Annotated in this window: 34 protein-coding genes and 1 tRNA gene; 7 read left to right on the top strand and 28 right to left on the bottom strand. The window is 49.8% G+C overall.

Translation table 11 applies throughout. From position 1 onward, the window contains the following. Nucleotide 1 precedes the first annotated feature (1 nt). Together VNA68_02950 and VNA68_02955 are read right to left on the bottom strand one after the other, a co-directional pair. Nucleotides 2-250 carry a glutaredoxin family protein gene (locus VNA68_02950; GenBank protein ID HVE81064.1) on the bottom strand — a complete coding sequence of 83 codons (249 nt, stop codon included), beginning with the start codon at nucleotides 248-250 and terminating at the stop codon, nucleotides 2-4. A 51-nt stretch (nucleotides 251-301) separates the two neighbouring features. Further along, complete coding sequence (locus tag VNA68_02955) at nucleotides 302-877, bottom strand: hypothetical protein (protein ID HVE81065.1); 576 nt, start codon at nucleotides 875-877, stop codon at nucleotides 302-304. Nucleotides 878-993: 116 nt separating this feature from the next. Here VNA68_02955 and VNA68_02960 point away from each other — a divergent pair, with 116 nt between their 5' ends. Next, a complete protein-coding gene (locus tag VNA68_02960; GenBank protein HVE81066.1) occupies nucleotides 994-1977 on the top strand; it encodes a GTP-binding protein in 984 nt (327 codons plus the stop codon). Nucleotides 1978-2017: 40 nt separating this feature from the next. Here the strand turns inward: VNA68_02960 and VNA68_02965 are convergent, their stop codons facing one another. The 4 genes from VNA68_02965 to msrB all read right to left on the bottom strand — a co-directional run bounded on the left by VNA68_02965 (nucleotide 2018) and on the right by msrB (nucleotide 5909). Continuing rightward, nucleotides 2018-4324, bottom strand: a complete 2307-nt coding sequence (locus VNA68_02965) for a tail fiber domain-containing protein (protein HVE81067.1) — start codon at nucleotides 4322-4324, stop codon at nucleotides 2018-2020. Between the two features lie 169 nt (nucleotides 4325-4493). After that, a complete protein-coding gene (locus tag VNA68_02970; protein HVE81068.1) occupies nucleotides 4494-4895 on the bottom strand; it encodes a DUF1761 domain-containing protein in 402 nt (133 codons plus the stop codon). Between the two features lie 67 nt (nucleotides 4896-4962). Continuing rightward, nucleotides 4963-5490, bottom strand: a complete 528-nt coding sequence (msrA, locus tag VNA68_02975) for a peptide-methionine (S)-S-oxide reductase MsrA (GenBank protein ID HVE81069.1) — start codon at nucleotides 5488-5490, stop codon at nucleotides 4963-4965. Next, nucleotides 5487-5909, bottom strand: a complete 423-nt coding sequence (msrB, locus tag VNA68_02980) for a peptide-methionine (R)-S-oxide reductase MsrB (protein ID HVE81070.1) — start codon at nucleotides 5907-5909, stop codon at nucleotides 5487-5489. Before msrB ends, msrA begins: the two co-directional genes overlap by 4 nt. A gap of 71 nt (nucleotides 5910-5980) precedes the next feature. Here msrB and VNA68_02985 point away from each other — a divergent pair, with 71 nt between their 5' ends. From VNA68_02985 to VNA68_03000, 4 genes are read left to right on the top strand one after another with little or no spacing between them, the layout of a single operon-like run. Then, nucleotides 5981-6241 (top strand): PGPGW domain-containing protein, encoded by a 261-nt coding sequence (locus VNA68_02985; GenBank protein HVE81071.1) that lies wholly within the window; start codon nucleotides 5981-5983, stop codon nucleotides 6239-6241. Beyond that, on the top strand, nucleotides 6238-6585 hold the full coding sequence (locus VNA68_02990; GenBank protein ID HVE81072.1) for a hypothetical protein: 348 nt from the start codon (nucleotides 6238-6240) through the stop codon (nucleotides 6583-6585). The genes VNA68_02985 and VNA68_02990 overlap by 4 nt, the downstream gene beginning before the upstream one ends. Before the next feature lie 21 nt (nucleotides 6586-6606). Next, the gene (locus tag VNA68_02995) at nucleotides 6607-7047 is read left to right on the top strand and encodes a YbhB/YbcL family Raf kinase inhibitor-like protein (protein HVE81073.1); all 441 of its coding nucleotides are present in this window, start codon (nucleotides 6607-6609) and stop codon (nucleotides 7045-7047) included. Nucleotides 7048-7052: 5 nt separating this feature from the next. Then, entirely contained in the window at nucleotides 7053-7787 is a 735-nt protein-coding gene (locus VNA68_03000; protein HVE81074.1) for a hypothetical protein, read from the top strand. Here the strand turns inward: VNA68_03000 and VNA68_03005 are convergent. From VNA68_03005 to VNA68_03050, 10 genes are all read right to left on the bottom strand, one after another. Beyond that, nucleotides 7762-9456, bottom strand: coding sequence for an ATP-binding protein (locus VNA68_03005; GenBank protein HVE81075.1), 1695 nt, complete (start codon nucleotides 9454-9456; stop codon nucleotides 7762-7764). The two genes, VNA68_03000 and VNA68_03005, sit on opposite strands and share 26 nt — an antisense overlap. Before the next feature lie 219 nt (nucleotides 9457-9675). Continuing rightward, nucleotides 9676-9915, bottom strand: coding sequence for a hypothetical protein (locus VNA68_03010; GenBank protein ID HVE81076.1), 240 nt, complete (start codon nucleotides 9913-9915; stop codon nucleotides 9676-9678). 3 nt (nucleotides 9916-9918) lie between these two features. Then, nucleotides 9919-10215 (bottom strand): hypothetical protein, encoded by a 297-nt coding sequence (locus VNA68_03015; GenBank protein HVE81077.1) that lies wholly within the window; start codon nucleotides 10213-10215, stop codon nucleotides 9919-9921. A 111-nt stretch (nucleotides 10216-10326) separates the two neighbouring features. Continuing rightward, nucleotides 10327-11436 (bottom strand): PQQ-dependent sugar dehydrogenase, encoded by a 1110-nt coding sequence (locus VNA68_03020; GenBank protein ID HVE81078.1) that lies wholly within the window; start codon nucleotides 11434-11436, stop codon nucleotides 10327-10329. 52 nt (nucleotides 11437-11488) lie between these two features. Further along, complete coding sequence (locus VNA68_03025) at nucleotides 11489-11863, bottom strand: STAS domain-containing protein (protein ID HVE81079.1); 375 nt, start codon at nucleotides 11861-11863, stop codon at nucleotides 11489-11491. A gap of 105 nt (nucleotides 11864-11968) precedes the next feature. Beyond that, nucleotides 11969-12043, bottom strand: a tRNA-Gln gene (locus VNA68_03030). 168 nt (nucleotides 12044-12211) lie between these two features. Next, nucleotides 12212-12517, bottom strand: coding sequence for a hypothetical protein (locus VNA68_03035; protein ID HVE81080.1), 306 nt, complete (start codon nucleotides 12515-12517; stop codon nucleotides 12212-12214). A 32-nt stretch (nucleotides 12518-12549) separates the two neighbouring features. Beyond that, nucleotides 12550-13041 (bottom strand): VOC family protein, encoded by a 492-nt coding sequence (locus VNA68_03040; GenBank protein ID HVE81081.1) that lies wholly within the window; start codon nucleotides 13039-13041, stop codon nucleotides 12550-12552. 21 nt (nucleotides 13042-13062) lie between these two features. Then, the gene (locus VNA68_03045) at nucleotides 13063-13530 is read right to left on the bottom strand and encodes a hypothetical protein (protein HVE81082.1); all 468 of its coding nucleotides are present in this window, start codon (nucleotides 13528-13530) and stop codon (nucleotides 13063-13065) included. Next, nucleotides 13527-14126 (bottom strand): superoxide dismutase, encoded by a 600-nt coding sequence (locus VNA68_03050; protein HVE81083.1) that lies wholly within the window; start codon nucleotides 14124-14126, stop codon nucleotides 13527-13529. Before VNA68_03050 ends, VNA68_03045 begins: the two co-directional genes overlap by 4 nt. A gap of 117 nt (nucleotides 14127-14243) precedes the next feature. Between VNA68_03050 and VNA68_03055 the strand changes: the two genes are divergently transcribed. Both VNA68_03055 and trmD read left to right on the top strand, forming a co-directional pair. Continuing rightward, nucleotides 14244-15290, top strand: a complete 1047-nt coding sequence (locus VNA68_03055) for a serine hydrolase (protein ID HVE81084.1) — start codon at nucleotides 14244-14246, stop codon at nucleotides 15288-15290. Nucleotides 15291-15311: 21 nt separating this feature from the next. Continuing rightward, entirely contained in the window at nucleotides 15312-15983 is a 672-nt protein-coding gene (gene trmD / locus VNA68_03060) for a tRNA (guanosine(37)-N1)-methyltransferase TrmD (protein HVE81085.1), read from the top strand. Nucleotides 15984-16092: 109 nt separating this feature from the next. On the opposite strand, the gene VNA68_03065 is transcribed toward trmD, so the two are convergent. The 12 genes from VNA68_03065 to murF form a co-directional block, all read right to left on the bottom strand. Further along, the gene (locus tag VNA68_03065; GenBank protein HVE81086.1) at nucleotides 16093-16482 is read right to left on the bottom strand and encodes a KH domain-containing protein; all 390 of its coding nucleotides are present in this window, start codon (nucleotides 16480-16482) and stop codon (nucleotides 16093-16095) included. A 66-nt stretch (nucleotides 16483-16548) separates the two neighbouring features. Further along, nucleotides 16549-17253, bottom strand: a complete 705-nt coding sequence (rpsP, locus tag VNA68_03070; protein HVE81087.1) for a 30S ribosomal protein S16 — start codon at nucleotides 17251-17253, stop codon at nucleotides 16549-16551. Nucleotides 17254-17360: 107 nt separating this feature from the next. Beyond that, the gene (locus VNA68_03075) at nucleotides 17361-18086 is read right to left on the bottom strand and encodes a hypothetical protein (protein ID HVE81088.1); all 726 of its coding nucleotides are present in this window, start codon (nucleotides 18084-18086) and stop codon (nucleotides 17361-17363) included. A 79-nt stretch (nucleotides 18087-18165) separates the two neighbouring features. After that, nucleotides 18166-18858: a ribonuclease III gene (gene rnc / locus VNA68_03080; GenBank protein ID HVE81089.1), complete on the bottom strand. Its 693-nt coding sequence runs from the start codon at nucleotides 18856-18858 to the stop codon at nucleotides 18166-18168. Nucleotides 18859-18867: 9 nt separating this feature from the next. Then, the gene (locus VNA68_03085; GenBank protein ID HVE81090.1) at nucleotides 18868-19365 is read right to left on the bottom strand and encodes an NUDIX domain-containing protein; all 498 of its coding nucleotides are present in this window, start codon (nucleotides 19363-19365) and stop codon (nucleotides 18868-18870) included. Beyond that, entirely contained in the window at nucleotides 19328-19783 is a 456-nt protein-coding gene (gene nusB, locus VNA68_03090; GenBank protein HVE81091.1) for a transcription antitermination factor NusB, read from the bottom strand. The genes VNA68_03085 and nusB overlap by 38 nt, the downstream gene beginning before the upstream one ends. After that, complete coding sequence (gene rpmF / locus VNA68_03095) at nucleotides 19784-19948, bottom strand: 50S ribosomal protein L32 (protein HVE81092.1); 165 nt, start codon at nucleotides 19946-19948, stop codon at nucleotides 19784-19786. Nucleotides 19949-19960: 12 nt separating this feature from the next. Beyond that, nucleotides 19961-20365 (bottom strand): DUF177 domain-containing protein, encoded by a 405-nt coding sequence (locus VNA68_03100; GenBank protein ID HVE81093.1) that lies wholly within the window; start codon nucleotides 20363-20365, stop codon nucleotides 19961-19963. Nucleotides 20366-20455: 90 nt separating this feature from the next. Next, nucleotides 20456-22882, bottom strand: a complete 2427-nt coding sequence (gene leuS, locus VNA68_03105) for a leucine--tRNA ligase (GenBank protein HVE81094.1) — start codon at nucleotides 22880-22882, stop codon at nucleotides 20456-20458. Between the two features lie 81 nt (nucleotides 22883-22963). Further along, nucleotides 22964-23401, bottom strand: coding sequence for a hypothetical protein (locus tag VNA68_03110; protein ID HVE81095.1), 438 nt, complete (start codon nucleotides 23399-23401; stop codon nucleotides 22964-22966). 87 nt (nucleotides 23402-23488) lie between these two features. After that, on the bottom strand, nucleotides 23489-24079 hold the full coding sequence (locus tag VNA68_03115; GenBank protein ID HVE81096.1) for a hypothetical protein: 591 nt from the start codon (nucleotides 24077-24079) through the stop codon (nucleotides 23489-23491). Between the two features lie 4 nt (nucleotides 24080-24083). Beyond that, nucleotides 24084-25361: a UDP-N-acetylmuramoyl-tripeptide--D-alanyl-D-alanine ligase gene (gene murF, locus VNA68_03120; protein ID HVE81097.1), complete on the bottom strand. Its 1278-nt coding sequence runs from the start codon at nucleotides 25359-25361 to the stop codon at nucleotides 24084-24086. Nucleotides 25362-26566: the final 1205 nt, after the last annotated feature.

The raw sequence follows: 26566 nt of genomic DNA on the forward strand, positions 1-26566 counted from the left end.
GTTAAATCCCCAGTGCTTGGCTTAATCGCTGCTGATCGAATCCCAGAATATGCTCTTCACTACCGTCGTTTTTTTGAATGACAGTAAAAGGCACTGCCAGCTGACCGCTGGCTTTTACCATCTCTTCGGCCGCTTTTTGGTCGGTATCCACCGCAACTTCTTCAAAAGCTATATTGTGTTCGGCAAGAAACTCTTTTTCGGCCCCGCAAAATTTACAGGTAGCCGTGGTGTAAATCTTAACTTTTGGCATAACCATCCTTTGTTCTTACACATTATACCAGTTAAGCACAAGCAGTTTAATTTAATTTGGTTTGTTGTTGGGATTGCCTCTATTGCCGGGACTAGCCTTCACCTCATTAGTCTTGGCTTTTTGATCTTCGTGTTTGCCGCCAGCCGGGCTGTTTTTTTGAAGACCCAGGCCATTACCTGGTACAGCCTCTGGCCTGCCTGGCGTGGTCGGTGCAGCAGGAGCCGGAAGAATAATTGATGCCGGCTGGGTACCTGGAATTTTCTGGGCAGCATTAGGCGCAGCGGGCACAGTACCGGGTACCTGGCTCCATATCCCGCGCATTATCTTAGTATCGGACTCTGTAATGGGGGCTGTTTTCTGTCTCTCGCCTAAGATACGGGTAAACTGTTTGGTGTCATATAAGAGCAAGGCCGCATTAGCGACAATTAAGACAGTCATTAGCATTGGTGGGAGGATTCCTCTTAAAAACTTATGGCGGAGCCTAATAGCTCGGCGCACTTTTTCTAAATCCTGCCCGCTCAAGTATTTTTCCAGCTCAGTCGGGCAGACACGGCTAGTTGCACCATCCCCGAAAGATAATAGAACAGTTTGATCGCTCTCTACACTGAAATCTTTTAATACCCTCATAGTTAAATTATATCAAGTAATATCACCATTAGGCTTTAAAAACATTAAAAACGTAAGTTCTATCTGTTATTTAAAAGCATAAACCCATTGGAACCAGCTTCCTATATAATGGTGATATGAAGAAGATTCCGATTACTGCCATTACCGGCTTTTTGGGCTCAGGCAAGACCACCCTGCTCAACCATATTCTGGAAAACAACCAGGGTTTAAAAATCGGCGTGGTCGTGAATGATTACGGGCAGATTAATATCGATTCCAAGCTGATTGCCGCCCGCACAGATAAAACGCTAGAGCTGACCAACGGCTGTATGTGCTGCAGTTTGAGTTCGCTAGAGCTAGATGAAGCCATTAGCCAGTTCGCCCACCCCGGCAGCCAGATAGATTACATTATTATAGAAGCAAGTGGACTGGCCGAGCCTTCAGACCTGGCCGCCACCCTGCGCGCTGCCATGGGCCGCTACACCCGGCTAGACAGCATCATTGCGATTATTGATGCCTACAATTTAGAGAAGAATGCCGCAGAACACGATTCGGCTATACGTCAGATAGAATACAGCGACTTTGTGATTATTAATAAGACCGATCTGGTGCCGAAGAGCAAAGTCGATGATATAACCAAACTGATTAAAGGCATGAACGAACGGGTGCGCATTTTTACGGCCAAGCACGCCCAGGTGGATGTGCGTTTGCTCCTGGGTCAGGAACCGGAGCGGGCTGAGCACAAGGAACCAGGGCATAAACACAAGCACGCGCATGATGATTATTCCAGTGTCAGCTTTGAGACAGATAAGGCCTTAGACCCGCTGAAGTTCCAGAACTTCGTGAACAAGCAAATACCAAATGAAGTTTACCGGGCTAAAGGCTTCGTGAACTTAGGTAATAAAGGCCACCGACGCAAATATCTCTTTCAGTTGGTAGGCAAACGAGCCGACATTACCTGGACAGACTGGGGCGAGGAAAAGCCCCAGACTGCTCTGGTGTTTATAGGCAAAGGGTTCGATAAAGCCAAGACACTCGCGCAAATTGAGGCTTGTATTGATCCGGAACCAACTAAGTACGATCCTGGTATTGAGGTGGTACTCCCCCGCCGGGAGCTATAGCTTACTGTTTGCTATCTGTTCACCTTCAAGGCAAGTGTAGTTATTCTTGAACCATATAATAGAAGACTCTCTCGATTGTATCCGGTTCGGCTATTTTTATGGTAAAGCCGATTTTATCGCTTTCTATAGAGTAAATTATAGGCGTGCCTACTGGGCTGGCAACAATGAATGGTTTGGTGCTGTATGGTTTTAGGAAAGCTTTATGGACAGATGTCTGCCCCGCTGGAATTACAACTTCTCCTCTAGTGTCTTCGTTGCCTTTTATGTGGCCGGCAATCGTTATGCCCCCTTCGAAGGTGGCAGTACCGGTTACTACTAAGTTATTAATGGTAGCTGTACCGGATACGTTTAGGTTTGCGAAGTCACTGCCCTGACCCTGCACTTGCTCTAGAGTCGCAATTCTTTGTTCAAGGCCTTTGGTTTTTGCATCAAGTTCTGTAGTGGCTTTAATGTTCAGGATGCCCAGGCCGGTGTAGTCTAGGGTTTTATAACCATTGCTGTCGGTTGAGACTAAGCTTGGGAATAGTAGTTCTACGTCTTGGGCAATTAGACCGGTTTGAGTAGCCGTGCCAAAGTTGTACTCTGGGAACTCATCACTGCGCCAATCATAATTCACGACCTTTAGCTGGCCGAAGCTAGAGAGTATATCTGATACATTCGTAATGTTCTTTTTTAACCTTTCATCTGAGGAACAGCTGCCGGCTATGACTGTGGCATCGGCATCCTTCACACAGCCGGTGGTACCAGTTCCAACCCTCAGATCATCATCGGTTCTAAGTTCATTAGCCGCCCCGCGGTAGAGGTTGGTATCGGCGACATTGGTACCATCGCTCCAGTCATGCTTGCCAGTAGCATTAATTACAAAGCGATTTTGTGTTTCTCCGCTGACAAAGGTAGTGAAAGAATTACCAGCAGTAGTCTGGTTAATTGAACCGATTCGCCCACCCGTGACTCCTGTTCCTCCTACAATAAAACCGCCAGTTTGATCGGTACGAAGCACCGGGAGCCCCGCACTGGTAGATCTGTAAAGACTGGTGTCGCGGACACTGGCTCCACCTGGACCCCATTCCATAGACCCGTCCGCCCTGATGGCAAAGCGATTGATGCTATCGCTAGTAACAGCTGACAAATATGCAAGATCGCTAGCCGATGCCCTAAGAGATCGTAATGAGCCGTCAGTTTGTAATACTCCTACTCCTTGGCGATAGAGGTTAGTGTCGGTGCCAAAAGTTATACCCCCAGCAGCGGTTCCCCCAGTATCAGACAGCTGCAAGGTATAGGTATCAGCCTTGGCGATCCTGACTCCGATATCCGAGATAATACCCGCAGTCTGGCCGGCAACATCAATCCCAACAGAATTTTGCAGTAAGTTATTGTTTGAGCTACTATTCTGCACCAACAAGCCGGTTGCCCTAGTAACAGTGCCAGTGATGGCTGTCGCAGCAAACTCGGCCAACCCCTGGACTTGAGCACCGTATGTATTGGTAATAGTACCAAAGCTTTGGCCAGCACCTGGAATCCAGGTAGCCAACCGGCCGCCTATAAGTGATGTCGCGCTGCCACTACCCTGCCATCGGGTTTCGAAATGTCCGCCCATGACATTACCAGTAAGTGTTTGGGTATTGGTGGTTGGAACTTCCGCTGACATTACGAACGATCGAAACTCAGTCGAGGAGCTTGAAGCTGGGTTGACCATGATTGAACTATGTACACCAGCAGTAGCACCAGGCGCAGTATTACTAAGGGTGCCAAAGAAATTTACAAACCCATCTGTAATTAACCCCGCTCCAACCCCCAAGCTACCCATTACATGCAAGTTCCGGCTCGGCGTAGCAGTGCCAATGCCCACATAGCCATTGCTGGTATCGACATTTAGAATCGTACCCCCTGCCGTATTCTGTACGCCGAAAGCAGTAGTAGAATCGGTATTATTCCTAAACAGCTGATTATTACCAGTGAAAGTCTGGGAGTTGCGGTCGAGTAAGGCGACGTTAGAAGATAATTGGGAGTCGCCAATGCTGCCACTAGGGCCTTCGGGGCCTTGGTCGCCAATGGCACCTTGCAAACCCTGTGGGCCAATCTCGCCTGCTAGACCTATGGTGCCATCTTGCCCATCTATGCCATTAGCACCGTTAATCCCGGCTGTTCCGGTTTGGCCACGCTCACCTGGGTAGGTAATGAACCGGTCGGCTATAAGGCCAGCCGAAGCTCCGATGATGACAACTGTAGTTAATAAGAAGAGTTTATTTAAAAGGAGGTGGCCAGATTGGTTTCGGAGCGGGAATAAATCACTACCACCCCCTCCTAGTCGGGGGTGGAGTTGTATGGATTTAGAAAGATTAAGCAATCTTAGTTTCAGCTGACTTCCCTCTCACTCACAAACCTTAAATCTGAATATTATTATAATGGTTATGGTTAAGGCTGGCAACAGGTTTGTTGCCAAAGTTTACAGATTACAGTTTTCAGCTTGCAGTTCTCGCTTCGCCTTCTATTGCAAGGGGGCTCCTTGCAAGAAGCTACCAAACGGCGAGCAGGCCGCCCATTAGAATAAGGGCTAGCAGCGGGTAGCCGGCATTAATGGCAAACAGCTTCCTGCCCTTTTCTTCAAAGACGGCATTGGCGCCCATAGTCGGCAGTACAAAGCCAAGCCAGGCCCACAGGCCGGTCTGAGCTCCCTGGTAGAAAGTAGCCGCTCCGGTATAATCGATGAATACCGCCAATACGAACGCCATAATGAGCGAACCGATAGTAGTTAGGGCGTAGCCGGTTGTGGCGCCACCCATATCCTCCATCTTCTTACCAACTGCCTTAGCCCAGGCGTCGCCAAACGCCGGCCGGGAATACCAGGCCGCTCCGGCTGCCATATTAAGTATTGCTGCTACTACCACCGCCACATAATTTACATCTGCTTCGGGCATATCATACCCTCCCTTTACTTTGCCCTAACTTTAAACCTCTTACTTAGACGTTGTCAAACAGTATCAACTAAATTTTAAGCTTGGAGGCAAACTGGTGCTTTAATTTCTGTAGTTTGGGATTAATGACTACCCGGCAGTAGGCCTCCTCTGGGTGGCGGGCAAAGTAATCGCGGTGGTATTCCTCTGCCGGATAAAACTCCGTAAGCGGCAGAAGTTCGGTAGTAATCGGATCCTTCCATAAACTAGCCGCCTTGCGTATAGAGGCACTGGCTGAGGCTTTTTGCTCGTGATTATGATAGAAAATCACCGAACGGTACTGAGAGCCGATGTCATTCCCCTGCCTATTTCGGGTGGTCGGGTCGTGTATCGCCCAAAAGATATCCAGTAGTTCGCCAAAGCTTACCATATTCGGGTTGAATTCTATTTGAACAGCCTCGGCGTGGCCGGTAGACCCGCCGCATACTTGCTCGTATGTCGGATTAGGAACGCTGCCTCCGACATATCCGTTGGTTACAGTGTGAACTCCCTTTACCTGCTGGTAGGCCGCCTCCAAGCACCAAAAGCAGCCGCCAGCTAAGGTCGCCTTCTGCGTCACTTGGTGTCTCCACCTGGTTTCACTGACTCAAATTCCAGTGCTAACGAATTAATGCAGTAACGCTTGCCGGAAGGCTTCGGCCCGTCATTAAAAACATGACCCAGGTGCGCCCCGCAATGGGCACAAATCACTTCCGTGCGCTCCATACCGAGGCTGGTATCCGAATGCAGCTCTACCGCGCCTTCGCTAGCAGCCTGGTAAAAACTAGGCCAGCCGGTGCTGGAATCGAACTTGGTATTAGATGAAAACAGCGACTGCCCGCAGGCCACACATTTATACATCCCGTTGTCTTTATTATCCAAATACACACCGCTAAAAGCCGGCTCGGTGCCCTTGCCGCGAATAATCTGATACTGCTCGGGTGTCAGCTTCCGACGCCAGTACTCATCTGGCGTTTTTTTAAGGTCTGAATCTTTCACTTACCCTCTAATTAACTCTATTCAATTATGCCACACCACTGAGCAGCAGTCTTTGATATAATCAATAACCTATGGTTGTACTAAATTGGACTCGTAAATTCGTAATAACTTTAATCGGCTTTGCGGTACTGGCGGCCGGCCTAGGCTTGGCCCTGCCTGGCATACCCGGCCCCGGCCTACTTCTAATGATCGCCGGCTTTGCCATTCTAGGGCTGGAATACACATGGGCAAAATCGGCTCTTGATTCCTCCAAGCAGAAATTAAGAAGGATCACCCAGCCAATGCAGAAAACCAAAGCCAAAACCGACCCACAGGAAAACAAACCCAAATGATTTACGACGATCTTCTGCAAACGGTTGTGGCCCTTGCAGAAAAAGCAGACAGCAGAGAGGTTGCCGCCAATGAAGATTTCGGTTTGGAGTTAGATGGCAAGATAATCTACGATTCATGCAAGGCGACTAGCCCCGAAGGGCCGATTGAAATCAATTTAACCCGCGACTACGCGCGGCCGCCGTTCGAGTGGCTGGCCGAAATTACTCTTGATGGTAAGCCATTTCGCCACTTCCTTTTAACTAGTGAACAAACCGTTATAGAAACTTATGGCAAACAGGTTTTGCCAGTCAGTGAGCAAGATGCCAAATGGCTGCTCGCGGTTTTAAACAGCGCGGACGTCTAAGATTTTGTATAATAATTAGTAATGAAGCTTATTAGTCCAGTTTTCGAAAACAATTCAGCTATACCCCCCAAGTACACCTGCCAGGGCGAAAATATTAATCCGCCTTTGAACTATGTAGATGTGCCAGAGGATGCCCAAAGCCTGGCGCTGGTGGTAGATGATCCCGATGCTCCTAGCGGAAATTTTGTGCATTGGCTGGTATGGGATATAGACCCGGCTACTCCTGGAATAGGCGAAAACAGTGTACCCGAACATGCCGTGCAGGGCCGTAACGACTTTGGCCGACAGAATTACGGCGGCCCCTGCCCGCACTCCGGTACCCACCGATACTGCTTTAGGCTCTATGCCTTAAAAACCAAACTCAACCTGCCACCTTCGGCCTCAAAATCTGAATTAGAGGAAGCCATGAAAGACAAAATAATAAAGCACGCCGAGATAGGCGGGCAGTATGTTAAGCAGTAAGCACAATGGCTTTTGATCAAATTCCCCTGAATGCCTACGCCTGGACCATGGGCGGAATTGCCCTATTCTTTTTCGCGCTTAGAAGTTACCGCAACCACCAGGAAACAAAAAACCCGGTAGCCTGGATGTATTTTTTATTGGGAGCTCCCATTGCGGTGGCTTTCTTTTTATACGGCATTCCGCCGATGCTCTCGAAGGACCCCGACGTCGTAATACAGACCTACTACTTAGCCGATATGTTTGTAATGATCAGTATGATAGCCCAATCCCGGCTGATGTGGTTTATCGGGCTTAAAAACCGTATCCGGTACGCCTGGGTTGCATTGCCTACTATAATGCTGACCCTAACGATTTTACTGCTGGAATTCGGCACCTCCAAGGCGGCCTTTGGGAACAACCTGACGCTGTATACCGATATTGAGCCTGTTCTATATGCAAAATCACTCCTTTACCTCCTCATCTGCTTCCCTATCGGGTACTTCTTCATTCATCAGGGCGCTCTTAACCCTGAAACCCGTGCCAAGGCAAAATCGATTATAACCGGTGTGGCTTTTATTCTGGTAAGTGCCGCTGCGATCTCCAGCAGTCTGCTTCAGCAAGGCAGTGATACGCATGAAAGCGCCATTTCTAACTTTTTCGTATTTCTGTTGTTCCTCATAATTAACACTCTGCCCAGAAAAAAGCTACTCACTGCTGCTGCTACCCCTCCGGATACTACAACGAACCAAAGAAGCTCTTAGTCTCGGCCACGACCACTTTGCTATGGTCTTTCTTGAGCTGGCTGTATGGTGGCACCCGCAGGTAAAATGTAGATCCCTGGTTTAATTCACTTTCAAACCAAACCTCTCCATTCAAACGGTCGGCCAGTTTTTTAACGATGTAGAGGCCCAGCCCGGTTCCGCCCGTTTCCCGGGTACGGAAATCTTCGGAGCGAAAGAATTTGGTGAATATCTTCTTCTGGTCAGCGGAAGCAATGCCAATGCCGGTATCGGTTACGCCGAATATAATGCCATCCTTGGGGTTCTCGGCATACTTCGCGCTAATAGTCACCGAGCCTTTTTTGGTGTATTTAATGGCGTTTGTCACAAAGTTGTGCAAAATCTCCTTAACCCGATACTCGCTTGAAAGTACCGGCGCAAGCACAGCCGGATATTCTGTTTTAATCTCCAAATTCTTAGCTGCCGCTTCTTCTTTATGATCGCTCTTAATCTGCTCAATAAATGCCCCTGCATCTATCGGGTCGAGATCCACATCCAGAATGTCCTGCTCAGCCTTGGAGAGTGTAGTGAGATCGGTGATGATATCGCCCAAAAATTTAATGTTGCGGTGGGCTTGGTTCATCATCCTCAAGGTATCCTTATTGTCGGATGCATAAGCCGGTAGTAAAGCTGTAGAAATATTGGCTTCGGCAATCGCAACCGGAGTTCGCAGCTCATGTGAGGCCACGGAAATGAACTCCTCCTGCTGCTGCTCAAGTGTTTTTTCTCTGGTAATGTCCCGTACCACCATCACAAAACCTTTATTATCCTCTTTATCCCCTTGCGCCACGATGTATGGGGTAAGGTTGACCTCGATATTAATCAAGCTACCGTCGGGCATTTTCAGCCCCAAATCACGTCGCTTTACGCTGCCGGTGGCAGATTTCTGAATCTGGTTGAACTCTACCGGCCGGTTTTTGGCATCAGTCAGCCGCAGGAGTTCATTTATGCTTTGGTCTGCAATCTTCTGGTTGCCCATCATATGCAGAGCCATTTGGTTATGCAAGATAATCCGTCCCTCCTTACTTACCACTAGCACAGCGTCTACCATGTTATTAATCAGCGCCAACAGTCTTTGACGCTCCTGATCAATCTGCACGCTTATCTTAGAGAGATTCACCCTCTCATTGCGCTCGGCCCTTGTAAGCCGGGCAGCATATAGGCCGACGCAGGTAAAGATCAGACATCTCAGAGCAATACCGGTTAAGTGTATGGGGTTAAACTGCCCGAGCAGTGCCGAAACCGCCAAGATACCGGCCGTCTGGCCAGCGCTCACAATAAATACTGCCGGGGTACCCCACCAGAAGCCGGCCGAAATCAGCATGAATACCAGAATACTGTAATACGGGCTGTCGGCGCCGCCTGTCAGATAAAGCAGCGAAAGGGTAAATACATTGTCTATTCCAATCATCAGTGGCTTAGAAACAAACCATTTTTGCTTCAGCATCACCGGGATATGCATGCCGATGTTGTAGACCAAAGCCGAAACGATCAGCCAGCTCAGCTCCCAAAACTCGTTAGGGGCGATAAAGGCGTAGGTGAGAATTACAATTGCTATCACCAGCCAGCGTACAAAGCGCGTGGCCTGCTCATAAAAGCTGGTGCGGCTAGCCAGAATCTCCTGCGGCTCTATTTTCTGAGGTGTATCCAATTACTATGCTTCTTATGCTTATATTCTACATCAATTCAGAGCATCTATTAAGGTGAAAGAGACAGCAACAAAAAGAGGAGCCTTTTAAGGGGCTCCTCTAGTGGTAGCACTATTGCTAATGCTACCGTGCCACCTCACGATGGCAATTACAATTTTAGTCCTGCTTAATTTGCGATGCAAGCATGAGCGCTTTAAAGCCCCAATCATAAGATTGGGGCTTTATTTTATGGCTTGGGCCTCGTCCAAGTTTTCCACAGCCTGCTTGAGATTGGCGATGCCATCTTTTTCAGGCAGTAGTCCTTTCACAAGCACTCTAGCCGCACCTGCCACCTGCAGAAGGGCCGAGGTTTCATCGGGTTGGGACTGCCGTGCTCGGCGCGCGTTGCGCATCCACCTGCAATTAATACCACCCCTGCAATGCTCATCGCAATCGGCAACGATCTGTCCGTCTACACACATTATTCAGTCGGCACACGATTCGCTGATTTCCATCCGGCTTTTTTGCGAGAGAGCACCCCAATCTTGCTCACACATAACCAGGCGAACGCCATCTTCTCCCCGGTAGAACCGACAGTAACGACAGAAGCAATCAGGCTTTACGTCTGACCGAGGCCGATCGTCTCCTTTTCTTGCGCCGAGATGGTCATAAGCCTTCATTGCCATCTCGTGGCGCCCGTACCTTTCAGCCTCCTCATGATTTATTGGCCCGCCAGGTTTGCCAATAAGCGGGGTCAGGTCAACAATCTCTACAGCTGTCATCTTTTGCCTCCTAGGAACAAAATGAGCGTTACCGCTACTTCAAGACAACTTTATCAGATTAAGAGAAATATTAAAGCCGTTTTTTAGGCATCAGCGGAGTAAGCCAAGAATTTATAGCTTGGTTGGATTAACAACATAAATCTTATCGTCGCCGGCTAGGGGGTTGCCGCGCCCGTCGCGATTGCTGACGGTAATATATAGCAGGCCATCCGGCCCCACTACCACCTCGCGCACTCGCCCTAGCTCACCGGCAAAGTGTTTAACCGGCGCGGTTGGTTCGCCTAGAGTGACCATAAACAGCGCTTGCCCGCGCAGCCCGCCGAAGTACAGCTTCTGCTTAAGCGTTGCCGTACCGGAAGGCGCCCAAGTATCGGCCCCGCTTTGCACCACCGGCGCCGCCATCCCCTCTCTCTGTTGCTCACCCCGTACAGTCGGCCAGCCATAATTGCCGCCCGCAGTTATTTTATTCACCTCATCTTGGGTAATCTGGCCATGCTCCGTTGCCCATAGCTGGCCGCGGCTATCCCAAGCTAAACCCTGCGGGTTACGGTGGCCATAGGAATAGACGCGGCTGCCGAAGGGATTTCCTGGCGCCGGCTTGCCGTCATCGGTCACCCGTAATATTTTGCCGGCTAAAGCATTCTTATCTTGGGCCAGGGAAGGTTCTTGCGCGTCGCCGGTTGCAATATATAAGAACCTGTCCGGACCGAACTTAATGCGGCCGCCATTATGATTGTTCGCGCCCGGTATGCCATCTACCACCATGCTCCGGCTTGTAAGTTTATCTCCCTCAAGTCTGTACCGTACAACTCGGTTAAAAGTATTCTCCCCCACCCCGCCGTATGTGTAATACAAGTAAACAAGGCGGTTTTTTGAAAATTCCGGGTGTACTGCAATACCTAGTAGGCCGCCCTCACTCTGTGCCCAGACATCATCTAGCACCAAGAGAGGCTCGGACTTAAGCTTGCCGTCGGCGCCCACCAGCCTTACCTTGCCGGGCCGCTCCGTTACCAATAGACTTTTATCAGGCAGAAAAGCTATGGCCCAAGGGATTTCCAGATTTTCTGCCAGCACCGCTATGCGTGGAGCAGCTTTATTTTCTTTTTGGGGAATGTCGGTTTTCGGCTGCGGTCTTTGGTAGTAAGCAAAATATTGTATGGCGCCAAGCACCAGCGCGCCTGATATTAAGCCTGCAACTATCCATTTAAGCCATTTCTTCATAATTTGATTATAGACCCGGTATAGATGTATGTATATGAAAAGCCCGGGGTGGTTAAACCCCGGGCTTACTGGCTGTGGCGGATTCGAGAGTGTCGAAAAGCTCAAAAACCCTATGCAGCCCAGTGATCTCGAACATTCTTGCAATACCTTCGTATGAAGATACAATGTGCAGCAAGCCGCCTAGATGCCGTACTTGTTTGTGCGCAGTGACTAGAGCGCCCAAAGTCATAGAATCAAGGTATTTCACCTGGCTGAGATCTATCACCATCGGTACAGCATCCTTCATTTCGCCCTGTATGGCAGCTTTGAAGTTCTCGGCCATATACAGGTCGATTTCTTCTTCTACGACGCGTAAAACCACCCAACCGTTTTGGCGTGAAACCGAAACCTCACAAGGCTCTGCCTGAATTCCCTCCGAAACACTCATTTCTCGCTCCGATGTAGGCCTTTTAAAGAACTCGGGTAATTATAAAATTAAACCCTGACTTTGTCTATAAAATTTAAAAAAGACCCGACCGTGGTCAGACCCTTTTGGCTGGGATGCTAGGACTCGAACCTAGAATCTCCTCGTCCAGAGCGAGGCGCCTTACCATTTGGCCACATCCCATCGTCTAAACCGAGCTTCAATTTTCAGACATTGCCTGCAACGTCTTCCAATTTACACTGCGGTTTCTCCTCCCGAAATCGCAAACAGGCAAAGCCTTGGTTTACAATTTCGCTAGGCTACTTCAAGAGATTTTAGCAGTTTGGGAAGTTTTCTACAATCTGTGCGTGGTCAGAATAGAGTTTTAGAAAACAGAACAGAAAGCAGAATTGCGGTAATGGCGCCAAAGGCGGCGATTGTGCGCAGAAAGAAGCTAGCAGCCACTTTCTTTTTGCCATCCAGATAGAGGGTGAGCGGCTGGTACACGAACAGGTAGCCCATAACAGCAGCCGATAAAGTGAATAGAGACATGAAGACAATCGGGGCAAGAATGTTGTCTTCTTCCGGGGCCGACTTTGATCCATAAAACATTACCAAGGCTACAATGGTTATATAAGCCAAAGCTGCCAAGGCATTAATAATTGGGTTTTTACTCATGGTCTAATTTTACCACGCGAATTAAGCTCTTTTTACTTAGCTGATTCGAATGCCTCTTTGAGCTTGGGCAGATCCAGCTTAACCATCGGCATCATAGCCGCCATTAAGGCCTTCTTTTGGGCCGGGGTGCCCTTCTCCATCATTTCCCCAAACTCACGGGGAGTAATCTGCCAGGTGGTACCGAATTTATCGACTATCCAGCCGCACTGCTGAGGCTTGCCGCCTTCTAGCAGCTTCTCCCAGACAGCGTCTATCTCCTCCTGAGTGTCGAATTCCACCAACAATGATATATTGCCGCCAGGCTTAAACAACGGTCCGCCGTCCAGGCACATCAACTTTAAGCCATAGACCTCAAAAATTCCCGTTAGCACCTTACCCTTTAGTTCCTTCTCTCCCGGTATGCCCTGATCGCCGGCATAGCGTTCGATCTCTATTATTTTAGAGTTGGGAAAAGCTGAGGTATAAAAGTTCATTGCCTCCTCAGCGTTACTTTCGAACCAGATGCATGGTATGACTTTTTGCATAATTTTACTCCTTACTAATTATTATTCTGCCTGGCGGCGGGAGCCGAGTGCATGCAAGTGCTTGCGGCTGCGCTCAAAAAAACTCTCATAAAAACCCTTGGCATCGATTGCTATCTTACCCAACCCGTCATTGTCGCTGCCCTCGGCTACTCCTTCTATCAGCTCCCAGTGCACAATGGCGGCGCCGCAAAAGAAGCCCATCCACTCATATAGTTCGGTAATGTCATCCCAGCTGTCGCCTATGTAGGTATCGCGCATTACTCTCAGTTTCTTATTCGTGGCCTCGGCTTTCGCCAAAGTAACATCTAGCTTACCAGCCGCATCGGCCGCGGCTTTTATAGCCTGTGTGTGGTTATGGCTTAGCTCACTAAATTGCTTGGTGTCCAAACTTTCGCTACTAAAAGCTTCGGCGCCCCGCTCAAGCGTATCGTTAAATGTTTCGGCAAAAGCCAGTACTTCTCCTAATTTGCGTGCGGAAAAATCATTCATGCTGAATAACGCCTTTCTACTTCCGGCCAATTGACCACATTCCACCAGGCATCGGTATAATCAGGGCGTTTGTTCTGATATTTCAGGTAGTAAGCATGCTCCCAGATATCCAAGCCCAAGATTGGTATATGGCCATCACTTAGCGGGCTGTCTTGATTAGCCGTGGAGCAAATGTGTAGGCCATCCGCGTCTTTGCAAAGCCAAGCCCAGCCGCTGCCGAACCGGCCGATGGCGGCCTCCTTAAACTTAGCCTTAAACTCCTCAAAGCCGCCGAATGCGGATTTAATAGCCTCCGCCAATTCTCCGCCTGGTTCGCCACCACCATCAGGCGACATAATAGTCCAGAAAAAGCTGTGGTTGGCGTGGCCGCCACCATTATTGCGTACTGCCGTCCTTTTATCTTCCGGAACTTCATCAATATTCTGGATGAGTTCATTAATATCCAACGCCAGCAGTTCGTCATTTCCTTTTAAAGCATCGTTCAGCTTATCTACATAGGTCTGATGGTGCTTGGTGTGGTGGATTTCCATCGTACGCGCGTCTATATGCGGCTCCAGGGCATCGTAATCGTATGGCAGTTTAGGCAACTCAAACATATTTATCCTTTCTTAAGGGCTTTTTTATATTGTACATCACATGGGCAGGCGTGTGCTTGAGCATACTTACAAACGCGGTTCGTTTGCAAACTGCTTACGCTGGTTTAGAATATAGATATGAGCGTGTACGTGGATGGAATAAGCCGCCGTGGGAATGTATTGGATCTGTCGGTCTACCGGCCGCCTGCCAGGCCGGTAGAGGCTATGTCACCTGCGGCGCCGCAAGGGGCGATGGACGGAGTTCATAGAAAGGTGTTCCAGCCAGAAACTGCGACCAGTGCCGCTGCTGCAGTAAAGCCGCCCAGGGATTGGGCCAGAACGGCCGTTGATGTTCTGCCGCTAGCACTGCTGGCTGCCACAGCCGCTATTACGCCCCTGGTTTACCCAAAGATAATATTGCGGGAAGCACCGCCAGTCTTAACCGCCCAGCCTGCTCCGGTTCAGCCGACCCAACACGCGGTTGCTCCGCTGACAGACATTCAGAACGCACTGAATGAGTATTCTGCCGGCAGCGCCGTACCAATTAGCGCAATGATGATAGATCTGAAAACCGGCGCCCAAGCCGGCACCGGGGCCGAAAAAGTGTTTACCAGCGCCAGCCTGTACAAACTTTTTGTGGCCCAAGCCGTTTACAAAATGGTAGATTCCGGTAGCCTCACGTTGAGTTCAGCCGTTAAGGGTACAGGGCTGAGTGTGGAACAATGCCTAAACCGTATGATAACCGTATCTGACAACCCCTGTGCTATGGCTCTGGGCTCAGTAATCGGCTGGGAAAAGCAAAATACTACTCTGGCTGCGGCTGGTTACACCGGTACTACCCTCCACCGCACCAATCCGCTTAAAACCACCGCCGGCGATACCGCCCTTTTGCTAAAGCGGCTCTACGATGGCACGCTGCTTAGCCCCAATAGCACCCAGCACTTTTTGGATTTGCTGAAAGCCCAGAAGATTAACAACCGCCTGCCTGCCAGTTTGCCTGCCGGCACGGTAGTGGCTCACAAAACCGGCGATCTAGATGGCCTCAGCCACGATGCCGGTATAGTTTACGGACCCAAAGGCGATTACGTGATTGCCGTTATGAGCGGCCCTTGGTCGAATATGGGCCAAGCCGCCACAAGCATTGCCCAGCTCTCAGTCACTGTTTACGGTTTGGCTAACAGATAGCTTCCCTGTAAACTATATTTCATGAAAATCGATATTATTACTTTATTCCCAGAGATGTTCAAAGGGCCGTTTGACACCAGTATGCTCTGGAAAGCTCAAAAAGACGGCTTAGCCGAAATTAAAATCCACAATCTGCGCGAGTACGGAATCGGTGAACGCAGAACAGTGGACGATACGCCCTATGGCGGTGGAGACGGTATGCTGCTTAAACCGGAGCCGGTAGTAAATGCGATTGAGGCTGCCAAAAAAGATAATCCTAAGGCCAAAGTAATCATTCTCTCCCCGCAAGGCAAGAGGTTTGATCAGGCAGAAGCCCAAAAACTATCAATTGAAACAGGCTTAATTTTAGTAGCCGGCCGGTACGAAGGCTTTGATGAGCGCATTATGGAGTTTGCTGATGCAGAGCTTTCTGTAGGCGATTACGTTCTAACCGGCGGCGAGTTGCCAGCCATGGTAGTAACCGATGCGGTTGTAAGACTACTGCCCGGGGTGCTTGGCGGAGAGTACAGCTTGGCCGATGAGACCTTTAATGAGGGTTTGCTTGAGTATCCGCAGTACACGCGGCCGGTTGAGTTCCGCGGACATAAGGTGCCAGACATTTTGCAGGCCGGTAATCATGGTGAAATTAAAAAATGGCGCAAAGAGAAATCAGTAGAAAAAACCAAGCGTAACCGCCCGGATTTGCTTAATTAGAACTAGTAAATTTTAGTGCAGTGCGCGAAAAAACCGAAGCCCGCAAACGAGGCGTAGTTGGCCTACGCCGAATGCGTACTGCAGGTTTTGACAAAGCAATGTGCAAAATTTACAGTTCTAAGTCGGCTAGTTCTTGGGCTTCCCTCTTAGTCTGCTCATGCAAATCCCTGTGGTCGTCCTCTAGCTTTGGTTCTGCAATCTCTTGAACCTCTTCTGCCTCGTCGGCCGGTACTACAGCATCGGTTGTACCATCTGGCTCCACGATCTTAAGCGGCAGAGGCGGCAGGTCGTCTTTGGCACCCACTACTCTGAGTAACGTGCGAATACTTTTGGCGGTAGCACCGGCCTTACCGATGACCTTACCCATATCGGCCGCGTCCACGGTTAGTTCTATAAACTCCCCTTTGTCGTCTTGCTTTCTTTCAATTCTCACCGCCTCTGGAGTAGCTACCAGAGATTTAACTACGTAATCGATGAACTGTTCCCGTAAGTCTGCCATTTGGCCCTCTTTATGGTTTTACGCCTTTATTGTAACGCAAAACTTAAGCTAAGCACTACCTTTTTACTATTTTGAATCAGCTTCTTCGGCTGCTTCAGCCGCATTGTCGGCGGCCGTTTCTTCTGCTTTTTCGGCGTCTTCTATTACGTCTTCGGTATCTTCAGCTGTTTCGGTCTTTTCTTCCGAAGGGGCATTCTCTTCTATCTTCTGCTCGTTTTCGCTAGCTGCAACTGCTACGCGCTCGCCTTCAGCTTCTGGTTCGGCCGGCTTGGCCTCTTCCGCTACGGGCTCCTCAACGGTTTCTTCAGGAGCTGGCTCAGATTCAGCATCTTGAGTCTCTTCGGCTTTTGGCTCTTCGGCCGGAGCTTCTAGCTGAGCTTCGGTTGGTGCCTCTTGTTGAGCGTCCTTAGTTTCGTCTGCTTCCGCGGCTGGAGCCTCTTCTGGTGCAGCCTCCGCCTTAGCCTCTGATGCAGGCTCCTTTACAACCGGTTCCTTTTTTGGCTTACGATTCTTGGTTTTAAGCTCTACCCACTCAGGCAGTTCAAACTTTTCTTTCTGCAGCAGTCTAACTACTGAGTTTGAGGGCTGGGCGCCATTGCTGATCCGCTTTAAGGTCTCTTCCTTTTTTATTGTGAGCTCCTTGGTGTGTGGGTTGTAGTTGCCCAAAATCTCCACAAACTTACCAGTCGCAGCCCGGGATGATTCGGCTGCAACTATACGGTAGGTAGCATAATTTTTACGGCCCGTTCGGGCCAAGCGGATAACTAGCATATTTCCTTAAAAATAACGGATTAATGTTATCTGTTTTAACCTGAAAAGTCAATTCTCTGTTAGTAATAAAAGCTTTCCCCCGCCCCTTTTAAAGGGCGGGGGCTATATTAAGCCGCTTGGAGAGCCAGATCTTGGTCGGTCTCCAATTGACGCGGGTATGGACCCTCGAGCAGTTGGGACATAATGCCCAATGCCTCGGAATCACGGATGATGCTGAAGTGATTCAGCTCGTGCCGGGTTGGGATCCAAACCGCATCATGCGGCAGCTTGTCGGGTTGCTGGCGGGCTAAAACGTAGTTCTCGGCCCCCGGTATAAGGCCCGAATGCCATGGCAGTACTATGCCGTCGCGGTAAGCCACAATGCATACGACCCTGGGCTGATCTTGCTGCGGCAGACTGGCCCGCATCTCTGCAAACTCGGCCTGTACCTCCAGCAAGTAAGCGCTATTTGGAGCCAGATCATGTGAGCATGGAAACTGGCTCAGAATACGCCTGGTTGCAAGCTGTGAACCAAAATGAGCTCCTGCTACCGAAAACACTACCGGGAACTTTTCTGGGTTATTGCATGCCAGCCTCAAGAAATGGCTGGGGGGCTGAGAATGGCCCACGAAACCAATAGGCCCCTTGAGCTTCTCTGTCTCCCTCTTAAACCACTGGTAGGTGTGCTCCATTCGGAGAATGCCGGCCATTTGCATGCATTGCATCGGAGCCTCACCAAATATGCCCTGAAGCTGACGATATGCACGGCCTAGACCAAATCGTTCAAAATGAAGCGGTCCAAAATGCCCCAGTACCCCCGTACCGGAGCTGACTTTCCATGTCAGACCGGTCACGTTCCACCCCGCTATGTCGAAGGACTAAACTATATCTGTAATAGCATAAGCGTAATGAAAATACAAGGATAAAGTGTTATTAATACTTTTTGAGAGCGGCAGCGGCGGCTTGCTGTTGCGCAGCCTGCTTGCTCGAACCTTGGCCTTTGCCCAGCAGGCGTTTACCGACATAGACGCCAACCGTAAATGTCTTATCGTGGTCCGGTCCCGATTCATCTAGCACCTTATAGCGCGGAGTGTGACCTTCTTTGTCTTGGGCCATTTCCTGAAACTTGCTTTTTGGGTCCACCCAACTGCCTTCCGCAAGAATACTAGGCAGAGTACTAATAATGCACTCATCTATAAACTTCCCGGCGGCGGCATATCCTTGATCTATGTAAATCGCTCCAATAACGGCCTCTACGCAGTTAGCAAGTATAAGGGCTCGGCTGCGGGCATTACCCTTGGATTCACCCCGGCTGAGCTTAAGGTACTGGTCTAGTTCTAGTTTGTCGGCTACCGCGCTTAGTGATTCGGTCTTAACCAAAGCACTACGCCAGTTAGTCAGATCTCCTTCTGGATTGGGGTAGTTACGGTACAGATAATCGGTAACCACCAGCTCTAGTACCGCGTCGCCCAGAAACTCTAGCCTTTCATTATGCTCCAGGCCGGCCTTAGGGTGCTCATTTAAATACGAGCGATGTATAAAAGCGCGCTCTAGCAAGCTTTGATCCTTAAAATGGGTGTTTAAATCTTGCTGCAGTTCACTTAATGATTTTTTGGTTTTTTCCATGTGTCTATATTATACCTTTTGCAGCTTAGCCAGGCCCAGCCTGAAAAGATGTTCTGTGTCTTTATATTCAATCAGTTCCAGCGCCTTCTCGCGCGAGAACCACTTAACATCTACGATCCCCTCGCTGTTCTCTAAAACCAGAGCATTGGTATCACCTAAGGCTTCTATTAGGAACACATGGGTAGTCATAAAAATCAACCGCCCTTCGCGCCGGTAAAAAAAGTGGATTTTATCGAGCTTATCGCGAATCGCCAGCTCTTTTAGGCCGGTCTCCTCAGAAACCTCCCGCAAAGCCGTCTGTTGCAGGTTCTCCCCTGCTTCCACATGACCCTTTGGGATCGTCCAGCGGCCCAGGCGGTCTTGGATCATCAGAATATCGATGTCCTTACCCGACTGGCTATGGCGAAACACCATTCCTCCGGCCGTGTATTCACGGACAGCCCTAGTCCTGGGTTTGGACTGGGGCTTGTTACTCTTTCGCTTTTTCTTCTTCTGGTTCGTATACATCACTTTCACGATAAATTGTACCCAGCACACCGTTCACAAATTTGCTGGAGTTTTCGCCGCCAAAGGCCTTGGCCAGTTCTACGGCTTCGTTAATTACGACTTTGGGTGGAACTTCGCGCTTTATTAGTAGCTCGTAAACACCCATCCTAAGAATTACCTTATCTATTTTTGCAATCTGCTCCACTGGCCACTCCGGGGCGGCCGGACCTATGATGCCGTCTATCTTTTCGTAATTTTCCTGAACGCCTTGGATCAAATCGCGCACAAACTCTTTATCTTCAATCGCGTTTGAGAACTCGCCCAGATTGCGGGCCATAATCGTTTTTTTGTCGGTATCAATGCCAGCGCCTTCACGAAAATCATATTCGTAAAGAGTCTGCATTGCGACTATTCGGCCAAGATGTCGGTTTGATGCCATTTAGGTCCGCTTAATCTTTACCAGTCCCAGCTTAATCGCCTTATGCAGGCGGCGGGCTACATTCCTGCCATCTGAGGCCGGCTGCAACTGCGGCGCTGCCAGCGCGTGATGGCTGCGGCGGTTACGGATGCGAGATTTTGATGTGCGTTTCTTGGGTACTGCCACTAGGTGCTCCTTTTAACTTTCACTTTTTTTCATTTTTATTCCGGCACAATCAGCCGCGCAGAGTTGCTTCGGCGGCAAGTGTACCACTATTTCCTGCCGGGCCGCTTCATCTAGATCCACCCTACCGGAAGAGGTAATGGGAAACTGATCGTCGGCCGGCTCTAAACTGAATTCCGCCGTAAAGGGGAAGTCTAGCTCGTGGACAAAAGAACGCAAACAGCGATGACATTCCAGCTCTACACTAGTTTGCAACCTGCCAGCCAGCTCCAATCCAGTTTTGGTTCGGGCAAATTTAAGCTGGCCGTTAACCGGCGAAGCAAGAGTGACATCTTCAAGCTCAGGCTGTTCGCCTGCAATATTAAATTCGGCGGTTGTGCCTTCGTCTGAAGCTAAAATGTCACTTACATCTACGTGCATATGCGCGCTCTTGAGGGAAATTATAACAGCTTTTGCCCCTTCAGGCAAACATTATACAAAGTAATGCCATTGCCCCGCTGGCCCTGAATTTCATTCCTTTACTACGAAGTTCACCAGCTTATCTGGTACGTAAATCTCTTTAATGATTTTCTTGTCCTCGGTGTGACGCTGCACCGCCTCATGGGCTTTGGCTAGCTCCACTATATCTGCCTGACTTGCGCCCGGAGCAGCCGAAAGCGCAGCCCGCACCTTGCCATTTATCTGTACCACCACCTCTATCAGTTCATCTTGTGTCAGCTTTTCGTCAAAAACCGGCCAGCTGGTAATGTGAATACTCTCTTTATGGCCCAACTGCTGCCACAGCTCTTCTGTAATATGCGGCGCGAACGGTGCCAGTATTTTAAGCAATATCTCTAGGCTTTCCTGCCACACATCACCTCTCAGCGGCAAATCTTTCTTGAGCTTATACATCTCGTTCACCAGCTCCATCTGGGCGGCAATGGCGGTATTAAAGCCGAATACCTGCAAATCTTCGGTTACCTTTTTGAGTGTCTTATGGGTAGCACTGGCCAGGGCTGCTTCTAGGGCTTGATCTGTGCCTTTATCTTCCAGTGTATCCTTAGAGGACAAGTACTCCTGTGTAAGCACCCAAACTCGGTTCAAAAAGCGCTTAGTGCCATCTATGCCACTGGGGTTAAACGGCCCACCCTGCTCGTATGGACCCATAAACATTAGATAAATGCGGAAGGTATCGGCGCCGTAATCGCCCACCCAATCATCGGGGTTAATCACGTTCCCGCGCGATTTGCTCATTTTCTGCCCGTCCGGCCCCAAGATTAGCCCTTGATTAAACAGGCGCTTAAAAGGCTCATTAAACTCAATCTCTTTCGCGTCGTGCAAAACCTTAGTAATGAACCGGGCGTAAAGCAGGTGCAGAATAGCATGCTCCACTCCGCCTATGTACTGATCGACCGGCAGCCAATGCTTGGTTTTTTCTTTATCAAAAGCCGCCTTATTATTATTTGGGTCAGGGTAGCGCAAAAAGTACCAGCTGGAATCAACAAACGTATCCATAGTGTCTGTTTCGCGCCGGGCAGGGCCTTTGCATTTAGGGCACTTAGCCTCGTAAAAATCGGGGCTTTCTGAAAGAGGGGATTTACCAGTCGGCTTGAACTTTACCTCCAGCGGCAGTTCCACCGGCAGCTGATCCTCTGGTACCGGCTGGGTGCCGCACGTGTCACAATAAACAATCGGGATCGGCGCACCCCAGTAGCGCTGGCGGCTTATCAGCCAGTCGCGCATTTTATAGTTCACCTTCTCACGGCCAAACTGTTTGGTCATTTTTTCACGAGCTTCAGCCGAATTCTGGCCATCAAACTCCCCCGAGTTTGTTATTTCCCCCTCACCTGAGTAAGGCAGCTCGCCGGCCTTAATTACTTCTGTAACGGTCAAATCGAATTTTTTGGCAAACTCATAATCACGCTCATCATGAGCCGGCACCGCCATAATAGCGCCTGTACCGTAGCCAGCCAGTACGTAATCGGCCACCCATACTGGAATCTTTTCCTTTGTAGCAGGGTTAATGGCGTAAGCGCCGGTAAACACGCCGGTTTTAGCACGCTCGGTATCCATCCGTTCCACTTCAGATTTTGAAGCCGCTTGGCGGGTGTACTTTTCTACCTCATGCTGATGCTCGCTAGTCGTAACTCTACCCACCAACTCGTGCTCTGGCGCTAGCACCATATAGGTAGCACCGTAAATCGTATCGGCGCGGGTGGTAAAGACTTTAATGGCCGATTTGGAACCTTCAATCTTAAATTCCAGCTCCGCCCCCACGCTGCGGCCTATCCAGTTGCGCTGCATCTGCTTGATCTTCTCGGGCCATTCAATCTCTTCCAAGCCTTCTAATAGCCTGTCGGCGTACTCAGTAATCTTAAAAAACCACTGCTCGAGCTCTTTCTTGGTAACCGGCGTGCCGCAGCGCTCACACTCATTATTCGGCCCTATAACCTGCTCGTTTGCTAGCACGGTCTGACAGGAGGGGCACCAGTTCTGCCAGCCCTTGGCGCGGTAAGCTAGCTTTTGCTCGTATAATTTTAAAAACAGCCATTGGGTCCAGCGGTAGTACTCTGGCCTGGATGTATCTATGGACTTACTCCAATCGTACATAGCACCCATCGATTTCAGCTGGGCGGTCATAGTTTTAACGTTCCCGGCGGTCCATTTGGCCGGAGCTATATCGCGCTTAATGGCCGCGTTTTCGGCCGGCAGCCCGAAGGCGTCGAACCCAATCGGGTGCAGTACTTTCTTGCCCTGCATACGGTTAAAGCGGGCAAATGTATCGCTCGGGCCGAAGCAGTACCAATGACCGGAGTGCAGATCGCCCGAAGGGTATGGGAACATTACCAGGCAGTAGAATTTATGCCTAGACTTATCGGTTTCGGTTTTGTACAAGCCGGTTTCTTCCCAAATCTTCTGCCATTTGGACTCGACCGTTTTTGGATTATAGCTGTTCATTAATGCTTATTGTAACCTGATAGCCGCCTAGTGTCATCTGAAAAAAGAACACCCCGGAAAACGAGGTGTTCTCCGGGGCTATTAACGGTTGACCGTACGGCACTCGCTGCGAGCCTGGTGCGGCTTGCCGATGCGCTTGCCATCTTTGTCGTAGACAGCCACTGTATGCACCGCCCTTATGCGCACCTGGCTGAGCCTGGGCGCCCTGATGCGATACCAGCTTTTGTAATAGGCGTTTCTGCTTTCTCCGGCCTGAGGCAGATTACGGGTATGCGAGTAGGTCTCGCCCCGTTTTTGAAAGCCTCCATCTTTCAGGCAGCGGTAAAAGCTGATGCTTTTTTTGATGGCACCTGGCTGCTTGCCCGTGCTCTGCATCTGGTAGTAGGCCGTTACCTGCTTTTGAGCGAGCTTTACTTTGACCTGTACGGTAACATCCGTACGGCTGTCTATGTACTTCTTGATCTGCCAGCCGCCAAGCACCACGACAGCTATAACCACGAAAACTTTGAGTTTGCCCATACTCTCTCCTCAGATCGAGCTGTAAAGAACAATAGCCACTTTATGCGGCTGTAATTGCGGTAACTTTAGTATCTTTTTGCTAGTATGTCAAACCTTGGGCGGAATGATAGAGCCAGCACCCTCGGGGCTGATAAATGAATTAACATAATCCGGCTTAAATACCGATTTAGGATTACGGGCATCAGGGTCAATTACCGTTACCTTCTCGTCCTCCCACTCTGCAATGATAATGGCATGAATGTTTTTATTTTCCGGGCTACCAAAGCCGGGCTTCATGGTTACAATTACCGGAAAGCCCTGACGCACTATTTGCTCCACAGATTTTCCAAGCACGTTTTTATTGTAAAAATCTACCTCCTCGGTGGTTTCAATGTAGCCGGCCGCTTTCATTTTGGAGAAATCGGTTGGCTGCGGCCCGTTGATCTGCCAGGAAACTATCGGCGCATGGTATTTGTGGCGCAGAACCTTGGAAAGAAGCGGGCGCTTCCAGTCCTGGCCCTGGGTTTTCAGTAAGCGGCCATCTAAGTCCAGGCAAAATTGGCTGGGCTGTATGGTTTTATCTAAATAACCGGCGGCGGCCAGCAACATATAAAAATCGATCGGCGCGCAGCTGCGCATAGCACGGTGTTCGCCCAGTTGGCCGTTCAAAGATTGAAGTGTAATAGGGTCTATTGTCATTGGGCTATTTTAGCGGAAACTGGTCTTGCTTTCGAGCCTGCCAAGCTTCACCTTGGCGAACTAGCTTGGCCTTGTCGGCCTGGTCAGAGAGCAGCAGTGCAACTGCCTCCTCGGCAAACACACCGTTCTGCGAGCCTTTAGCTAGCACCGTATCGCCACCTTTAAGCTTACGGGCTAAGAAGCGGCCGGCTTCATAAGGGGAATTGAACCGGTGGATTTTGCTCTCGTCTAAGCCCGCACCCCTAGCGGCCGATGCTAGATGCTTGTTAGCGTTTTCGCCAATCGTTAAAAGCATATCAATACTACTGCAAGCCTTGCCGACCTCCTGGTGGCCGGCTTCAGCGTAGCTGCCAAGTTCGTTCATTGAACCGAGTATGGCGATTTTACGGCCGCCGTTTGATTGCTTTAAGGTTTCAAGGGCGCAAAGGACGGCTTTGGGGCTGGAATTGTAGGTATCATCAATAATCACCGAGCCTCGCTTGCCGGGCAAGAGCTGCATGCGGCCAGGTACCGGAGTTATTTTAGCAATACCTTCAGCCAGTTGTTTTTCGGTTAGGCCCAGCAACTTGGCTACGGCGGCGGCGGCGGCTACTATTCGCAGGCTGTGCTCACCCACCAGTTCCGTCTTAAACTTTACGCTCTTTTTGCCCCACTTTAGCGCACCCGAATACCCTTTTGCTTGGCGTTTGAAGTTTTCGAAATGAAAATCACCCTGCTTCAGGCCATAAGAATATAGTTTGCCGCCGATTTGCTGAACCTCTTCTACCGTGCGAGGATCATCGGCATTGTACACCACCTGACGGCTACCCGAAGCTAGTGCCGTTTTTTCGCGAATGATTGCCGTAAGTGAGCCGAAACCCTCCATGTGCACCTGCTGAATGGCAGTAACCACCCCTACGTCGGGCTGTATGTAACGCATAAACTGCTGGATCTCACCCGGGCGGTCGGCTCCCATTTCTAGCACCAAAACATCATATGGGTATGGCTCGCCTAGCCGCCTATCTATTTGCCTAAGAATTTTCAACCACTCTGCCGGTTGAGTTAAGTTCTCTGGCACATCAAGCTCAAAGATAGATAGGGGCAGGCCGATTTCGGTATTGTAATTACCTTGGTGGGCCAGCACTCTAAATTTTTGGCCAAGCACAGCGGCGATAGCTAGTTTAGTGCTGGTCTTACCGACACTGCCGGTAATAGCCACTATCTTAAGGTTGTTTTTCTTAATTAATTTTTTAACCCGTCGCTCAAGCTGACGGGCAATTGCACGGCGGAGCAATGTTTTCATAACATTATTGTATCTGATAATACGAGGTAAATAAAAGAAAACACCCCCACCTTAACGCAGTGGGGGTATGGAGGCAGTGCCTCAGCGGCTCCCGGTAGGAAGCATTTGCTGCTTTCGTCCGCTGTTGGGAGAACTCGGCAGCAAAGAATCGTAGCATAGATGCCAGACGGTCTCGGGACCCGCCTATAGGCACCTATGCCTTCCGATGCAGACGATGAGTGCATCGGCCCCCTTGGTGAGGTAAGCTACCCGAGAAGTACCCAGGTATGGCCTGGGAGGCCGCGGCGCCTGTGAATAGGCTGCCTGCGGACTGGCAATAGCCTTAAGCTGAACGCCAGCTATTCAGCATAGTGCTCAAACGCAACCGCCAGAGGCGCGGAGCACCGGCGATCCGGCCAGTACAGACTGTTGGCGAATTTACTGTACTGTGTTGCCAGACCATCTTGGCCGCTAACAGCGGCAAGTTGTGATTTCAACACCTTTTAAAGGTAAGACAATTTTATGCCCGTAATAAACTCGTGTCAAACTCAATTAAATTGTAAAGCCAACTAAATTTTACATAAATCGGTTGCCTCGTAAAACAAAAGCATGTACACTTATCCACACCTTGACAACCCGGCACAAGAAGGGTTTTATAGGCTACTCGTACGGCCTCCTGCACCTTCAAATCGAAGAGGTGAATAGCATGAAGCGATACATTAAAACCCTGCTCGTGACTGCACTAGTCATCCTGGGAATAGGCCAGGCGGTCCCGGCATCGGCAAACGCCTCATATGTATACAGCGAGCACGATTCCTGGGTGCAACTGATGGCATCGCCATCGCCAAGGAGCTGGACGAAGATCTGGGTCCATAACCGAGCCACGTTCTGGATGCGATGCTGGACCGACGCTTCCTGGGCAGCCGGAAATTACGGGTCCAGACGCTGGTTCTACGGCAAGGTGCCACCTTACGACAACTGGGGATGGATACACTCCAGCTACGTCAGAAGTCAGGTGAGAACCCCGCACTGCTGACATAGCACAGGACTAACATAGCTGCATACGCTTGGATTTGTCCGCCAAGCCTGGCTCCCTTACGGAGCCAGATCCAGTGTGCAGCACCCTTACGCTTAGCGTCTGATGAGACCTGGGAAGTTCAGGTCGAAAGGGTGAATATCTGTTCAAAATTTTGAGAGGAAGAAGAGCAGATGTAAACTAGTGATTA

It is taken from the genome of Candidatus Dormiibacterota bacterium, assembly GCA_035536395.1.
GTDB lineage: Bacteria > Patescibacteriota > Saccharimonadia > UBA4664 > DATLOE01 > DATLOE01.